General features: G+C 63.7%; 5 protein-coding genes. 2 read left to right on the forward strand and 3 right to left on the reverse strand.

Features of this window, described 5'->3' with window-relative positions; genetic code table 11:
• Window positions 1-138: 138 nt before the first annotated feature.
• Together ABY403_RS12340 and ABY403_RS12345 are read right to left on the reverse strand one after the other, a co-directional pair.
• Entirely contained in the window at window positions 139-828 is a 690-nt protein-coding gene (locus tag ABY403_RS12340) for an SOS response-associated peptidase (protein ID WP_372841124.1), read from the reverse strand.
• Between the two features lie 119 nt (window positions 829-947).
• Complete coding sequence (locus tag ABY403_RS12345; protein ID WP_372841125.1) at window positions 948-2459, reverse strand: bifunctional UDP-sugar hydrolase/5'-nucleotidase; 1512 nt, start codon at window positions 2457-2459, stop codon at window positions 948-950.
• Window positions 2460-2610: 151 nt separating this feature from the next.
• Between ABY403_RS12345 and ABY403_RS12350 the strand changes: the two genes are divergently transcribed.
• Together ABY403_RS12350 and ABY403_RS12355 are read left to right on the forward strand one after the other, a co-directional pair.
• Window positions 2611-2949 carry a DUF952 domain-containing protein gene (locus ABY403_RS12350; protein WP_372841128.1) on the forward strand — a complete coding sequence of 113 codons (339 nt, stop codon included), beginning with the start codon at window positions 2611-2613 and terminating at the stop codon, window positions 2947-2949.
• A complete protein-coding gene (locus tag ABY403_RS12355) occupies window positions 2946-4004 on the forward strand; it encodes a quinone-dependent dihydroorotate dehydrogenase (protein WP_372841126.1) in 1059 nt (352 codons plus the stop codon). Before ABY403_RS12350 ends, ABY403_RS12355 begins: the two co-directional genes overlap by 4 nt.
• Window positions 4005-4073: 69 nt before the next feature.
• On the opposite strand, the gene ABY403_RS12360 is transcribed toward ABY403_RS12355, so the two are convergent.
• Window positions 4074-6173 (reverse strand): exonuclease domain-containing protein (locus ABY403_RS12360; RefSeq protein ID WP_372841127.1); only part of this gene is annotated, 2100 nt, incomplete at its 5' end.

Here is a 6173-nt window from a genome sequence, read left to right on the forward strand (position 1 = left end):
CCTTGTTCCGCCGGTTTCCACATTCGGGCCGAAACCGCGCGGAATTAGCGGCCATCGGGCGGGCCAATTGCGCTGTAGAACCCAAAGCCGCGCACGCCCGTGGGTTTTGCAGCAGTTGCGCCTGCCTGCGCACCCACCTTACCCCGCCACAGCATCGCCCGCGCCGGCCTCAAGCGGCGCGACAAGCCCAGCACCTTCGGCACGATTCGAATTGACCGCCACCCCAACCCGCCATGCCCGCAGCACCCCCGCAGGGCGCGCGCGCATCAGCAGCGCCGCACCGTGCCCTGCCTCGCCTAGCCACAGCGGCCAGTCGGCAGGCTCTACCACGACCGGCTCTCGGTGGTGAATCGGGGCCATATCCGGCCCTGCGGCGCAGGTGACAATGGCGCAACTGGTCAGGCGCGTGTCCGCGCGTTCCCATTCCTGCCAGATACCGGCAAGAGCCATGGGCGCGCCATCGGCGCGCGATACAAACCACGGCAGCCGCGCCCCGGCCTCGCCCGCGCTCCATTCATAAAACCCGTCGGCTGGAATCAGGCAGCGCCGGGTGCGCACCGCAGCACGGAACGCGGGCTTTTCGGCGATGCTTTCGGCACGCGCGTTAAGCAGCAGCGGGCCGTCGGTCGCCGAGGCATACCAATGGGGCACAAACCCCCATCGCATCCCCCGCACCTGCCGCCGCCCTTCACCCGAAGTTACCGCCGCCACCACCTGCGTCGGGCAGACATTGTGGCGCGCGCCCGACGGCACATCATTGCCCGGCACCGCATCGAACATCTGCGCCATCGCTTCAGGCGGCAGGGTTATGGCAAATCGTCCACACATGGGCCAACACTATCGCGGCTTGCCGCAATGCCAAAGCGCGCAACCACCAGCACGCGCCCTGCGCGCATAAAAAAGGCGCGCCCCCCTGAGAGAGCGCGCCTTGCCAAGATCAGCGGTTCTTACTGGCCGAGTATCCTGATGCGGCCTTCTACCGTGCTGGAAACCTTGCCGTTCTTTTCGACATAGGCCATCACGTCATTCGCCACCAGATTGCCCGCGCCGATGTTGGTCAGCACCTTGCCGCCGCTAAGCGCGGTATAGCCATCGCCACCGCCCAACATGTAATCGTTGGTCGCGACCCGGTAGACCTTGTTCAGATCCAGCGGCGTATCGCCAACCATCACTTCTGACACCCGCGAACCGGCAGGCGCAGTCGGGTCGAACGCAAAGCTGATGCCCGACACCTGCGGGAAGCGGCCTGCACCGGTTTCATACTGGCTAACACCATTCTCCAGCGCCGCAAGGATCTGCGAACCCGGAAGCTCGGTTGCCGCGGTCAGGTTGCCGAACGGCAGTTCGGTCAGAAAATCGCGCCGGGTCAACACGGTTCCCGCGTCATAGGTGCGATCTGCGCGGATACCGCCGCCGTTGGTAATGGCGATATCCGCCCCAACAGCCGCACGCATCGCATCGGCGATCAGGTTGCCCATCGCCGATTCTTCCTTGCGCACCACGTTACGGCGCGAATCAAGCGGGCCTTCGGTGGCACCGATCGGGGTGTTGAGCGTATCGTCGAGCATCTTCTTGAACCCATCGGACAAAGCCTGGCTTTCGGGGTCTGGCTCTACCATCGCGGTGTCGATGAAGCGGAATACAGGCATCCACTTCACGGTGCGCTTTCCGTCCTTTTCGGTCACATCAACCATCAGGTCGAGCGGCGCGATATGGCGCCCATCGACCGAAGTTTCCACATAGGCGGTAAAGCCGTCATAGGCCGTGGCGTAGGAGTGATCGTCACCCGAAAGGATCACGTCAAAGGCGTGGCTCGCGATCAGTGCGCGGTCGTTGTCCATGGCGGTTTGCACGACGCCAATCACGATATCGGCCCCATCGGCGCGCGCAGCCTTTGCCGCGGCGACCCCGGTTTCGACGGTGGGTAGAAACACCAGATCACCTGAACTCGAAACCTCGGGCGTGGTGTCTTGCGCAATGGGAATAAGCGCGACCTTCAGCCCCGCCACCTCTTTTACCATCACCCCGCCCAGCCCCGGGATCGCGGAACCGTCAGCATTGACGATGTTGATCGCGGCCCAAGGGTATTTCGACGCCGCCATCTTTTCGAAAAAGTTTTCCGGTCCGAAATCAAACTCGTGGTTGCCGGGAACGGCAATGTCGAAGGGCTGCAAATTGGTCAGATCAATCGTGTTTTGGCCCAGATCGAAACCCGACAGCAGCGACGGCGAAAGCATATCGCCATCGAAGGCATAGATCAGGTTCGGGTTCGCCTCACGCTCGGCCTTGACCACCGCGTTCAGCCGCGCAAAGCCGCCGCGCGTGCCATCGCCGTCGTAGCTGTAGATGTCGCCGATGCCCAGAATGGTCAGCTTCACCGTTTCTGCCAACGCGGGCGCAGCGGCAAGGCAGGTGGCGCCAAGCAATGTGGCGGCTAAAGTACGTGAAAAGGCAGACATACCATTACTCCCGTTGGTGATGATTGGAACAGTCTGCGACTGATGTCGCTTGCTGTCAAAGACCATGTGAGGCTACCTGCCATGCCCTTGCAACGGCGCTGTGACACTGGTGGGCATTGACCCGCCGCGCCCCATGGCGCATGTGATCGCCATGCTGATCTACAAAATCTTCCGCCGCCCTGAGTGGGATGCTTTCTGTGCCGAAGGGCAGACCCTTGGCGCGCCCGTCGATATTGCCGACGGTTTCATCCACTTTTCCACCGCGGCACAGGTTGCCGAAACTGCGGCCCGCCACTTCGCCGCCGAAAGCAATCTGGTGCTGGTCACTTTCGATTCCGATGCCATGGGCGCGGATTTGAAATGGGAACCTTCACGCGGGGGTCAGTTGTTTCCGCACCTCTACCGCGCGCTTGTCTTGGCCGAGGTGGTGCGCGATACCTCGCTGCCGCTAGGTGCCAGCGGCCATATCTTTCCCGAGGGCCTTCCATGAAGTTGATCGAACGGGCCGGGCTGTCGGTGCTGCTGCATCTTGAACCCGAACTTTCGCACGGGCTGTCGATCCGCGCGCTGCGCACGGGCCTCGTGCCGCTTGCAGGGGTTGTCAGCACACCCCGTCTGGCCACGACTGTGGCGGGTCTGGCACTACCCAACCCTGTCGGTCTTGCCGCGGGGTTTGACAAGAACGCCGAGGTGGTCGCGCCGCTGATGCGGGCGGGTTTCGGCTTTCTGGAACTGGGTGCCGCAACACCGCGCGCCCAACCGGGCAACCCGCGCCCGCGCCTGTTCCGGCTGACAAAAGACCGCGCGGCGATCAACCGCTTCGGGTTCAACAACGACGGGGCCGAACCCATTGCGGCACGGCTGGCGCGCCGCCCCGCAGGTATTCCGGTCGGGCTGAACCTTGGCGCGAACAAGGACAGCGCTAACCGCGCCGCCGACTTTGCCGAGGTGCTGCGCCTGACGGGCCCCTCGATCGATTTTGCCACCGTCAACGTCTCATCACCCAACACAGAGCGGCTGCGCGATTTGCAGGGCCGCGCCGCCTTGGCGGCGTTGCTCGATCTGGTGCTGGCCGAACGCGCGCGTCTTGCCCGCCCGGTGCCGGTGTTTCTGAAAATCGCGCCGGATCTGACGCCAAGCGAACTTGAAGACATCGCAGAGGTGGCCTTGGCCGCCAAGATCGACGGCATCATCGCCACCAACACGACCGTGGCCCGCGACGGGTTGAAATCGGCAGATCGGGGCGAGGCGGGCGGGCTTTCGGGTGCGCCGCTGTTCGAGAAATCGACGCGCGTGCTGGCCGCGCTTGCACGGCTGACCGAGGGGCGCATGCCGCTGATTGGGGTTGGCGGAATAGGGTCGCCCGAACAGGCCTATCAGAAAATCCGCGCCGGGGCCTCGGCGGTGCAGCTTTATACCGGGCTTGTCTTTGGCGGCCTATCGCTTGCCGCCGATATCGCGCGCGGGCTCGACTCGATATTGGCGCGCGACGGATTTGCCAATGTTGCAGACGCAGTCGGCACCGGCATTGCAGACTGGGTCTGACAGGCTTTGTCAGTAAATTGCCGTAGGGCGGCGGCGCATTGGCGGACAGCAAGCACCGGTCCGGCCTTATCAGCCATTCAGATCGCGCAAAAGCCGCCCGTGTTTGCGCACCTCGCGCACCACATCCCCAAAAGTTTCCAGCCCGCGCGCCTTGAGCGAGGGCAATAGCTTCAAGAATGCATCCGCTGTGGCCACCGTATCGCCCAAGGCGGTGTGGCGGGCCTCTTCGGGGATCGTGATCCCCAAGCGATGCGTCAGCGCATCAAGCGTATGCTGCTCGCTTTGGCCAAACACCACCGCCGACAAAAGCACCGTGTCGAGCGTGGGGTGTTCGAACACCGCCCCTATGGCCTCTTGCTTACGGCGCAAAAACTCCACATCGAAGGGCGCATTATGTGCCACCAGCACCGCGCCCTTGGCAAATGCGTGAAAGCGTCGCCCCACCTCGGCAATGTCTGGGGCGTCGGCAACCATCGCGTCCGTGATGCCATGCACCTCTGTCGAACTGGGCGGGATCGGGCGGCGGGGGTTGACCAGCGCGTCGAACACTTCCTTTTCCACACGCCGCCCGTTCACGATCCGCACACCGGCGATCTGCACGATTTCGTCGCCCTGCGCGGGCAATAGCCCGGTCGTCTCGGTGTCGAACACCACATAGGTCAGATCATCAAGCCGCGCGTCCATCACCTTGGCCGAGCGATCCTTGAACAGCAGATCAAAGTCATAGACCACGGCGCGCGCCACCGGTGCCGGGCGCTTGTGGGCCCGGCGCACCTCGCGCAGCGGCAGGCACAGCCGCGCCCTACCCTCAGCAAGCGGTTCGGGCCAGATTTCGGTGGCATGTGTGACGAGCACGCGCCGCCCGGTCAAATCGGCCATTCCCACCTCGAGCGGCGCTTCGAGCCAGTGGTCCAGATCGGTCACCGACACCGATGGGCCATGCCACGAAAGTGCCACCAGCGCGCCAGAACCATCTTCGCTGATCGTCAGGCGCAACTGCTTCCGTCCAACCGACAGCCGCGCCGCAAGCCCTGCCACCAGCGCCGATAGCTCGAACCCGTCGCAGCGCAGGATCAACTGCTCCGACCCGATTTCTAGCGCAACACCTTCGGCGCTCGCGCGTGCCCGCACCGCCTCGGTAAGGTCTGACGCCCGCACAAGGCTGAGCGGCCACCATTCGGCACGCTCGCGGTCGTGACGCTCGGCCAGTTCGGTCACCGAATGTGCCAAAGCCGACGCCTCGCTCAGCAGCGCCTCGGTCAGTTCCTTGTTCAGCGCACCATCCGATTCCGCCACCACCCCGATTACCGTTTGCAGGTTCGCAGCGGGCCGGCGCACCCGGTCGAACACCTCTTCGATCAGCGCCTCGCGGGCTGCATGTGCTGCAAGATCGGCGCTGACATCGCGCAATGTCAGCACATATCCGGGCCGTGGGGTGGTGCCGTCTTTATTGGCCGCTTCGCTCAGAACCCGCATCCGTGCCGCCAGAACCTTGCCCGACCCGGTTGTGGCGCAAAGCAGGTCCGAGGCCGCGTCGGCATCAGCCGTTTCGCGCAGGCGCGCCAAGGCGTGTGTGATGGGTGCGGCGTGCAGATAGTCGAACAAGCCCCGATCAAGACCCGGCCCGTGCGCAACACCGGTTCCATCCAGCAAGTCGACGGCGTGGCTGTTGTAGAAAACCAACTGATGGTCGGGCGTGCAAAGCACCACCCCCACCGGCACATCGGCAAGCAGCGCCTCGAGCCGGCCCTTTTCGGTCAAAAGTCGCCTCGTTTCGCGCTCTACCGCTTCGTTCAGCGCTTCGCGGGTTTCCGAAAGGTGCTGCGTCACGGCCAGTGCAGCGGGGGCCAGATCGCCCAGATACTTGCCCGTTGTATGATCGAGGGTTGCGGTGACTTCGGCGTGGGTGCGGGCGCGGATACCGCCTGCAAGTTGCTCGATCGGTCGCGCCACGTTCTTGTCGAACAAGAACCAGACCCAAGCAATCAGCCCAAGTATCGCGAAGCCCGCGATGATGCCGCCTTGAATGAAGGCGTTGAACACCGCAGGGTCGTCTATTCCGTGATAGCCGACATAGATGCCGGCGGATATTGCTCCGAGGTTGCCTAGCGTCAGCGCCGCGAAGAACAGAAATATTCTGGTCCGCAGGCTGAAGCGTTCACTCATGGC

The organism is Phaeovulum sp. (assembly GCF_041596715.1).
Taxonomy (GTDB): domain Bacteria; phylum Pseudomonadota; class Alphaproteobacteria; order Rhodobacterales; family Rhodobacteraceae; genus UBA6213.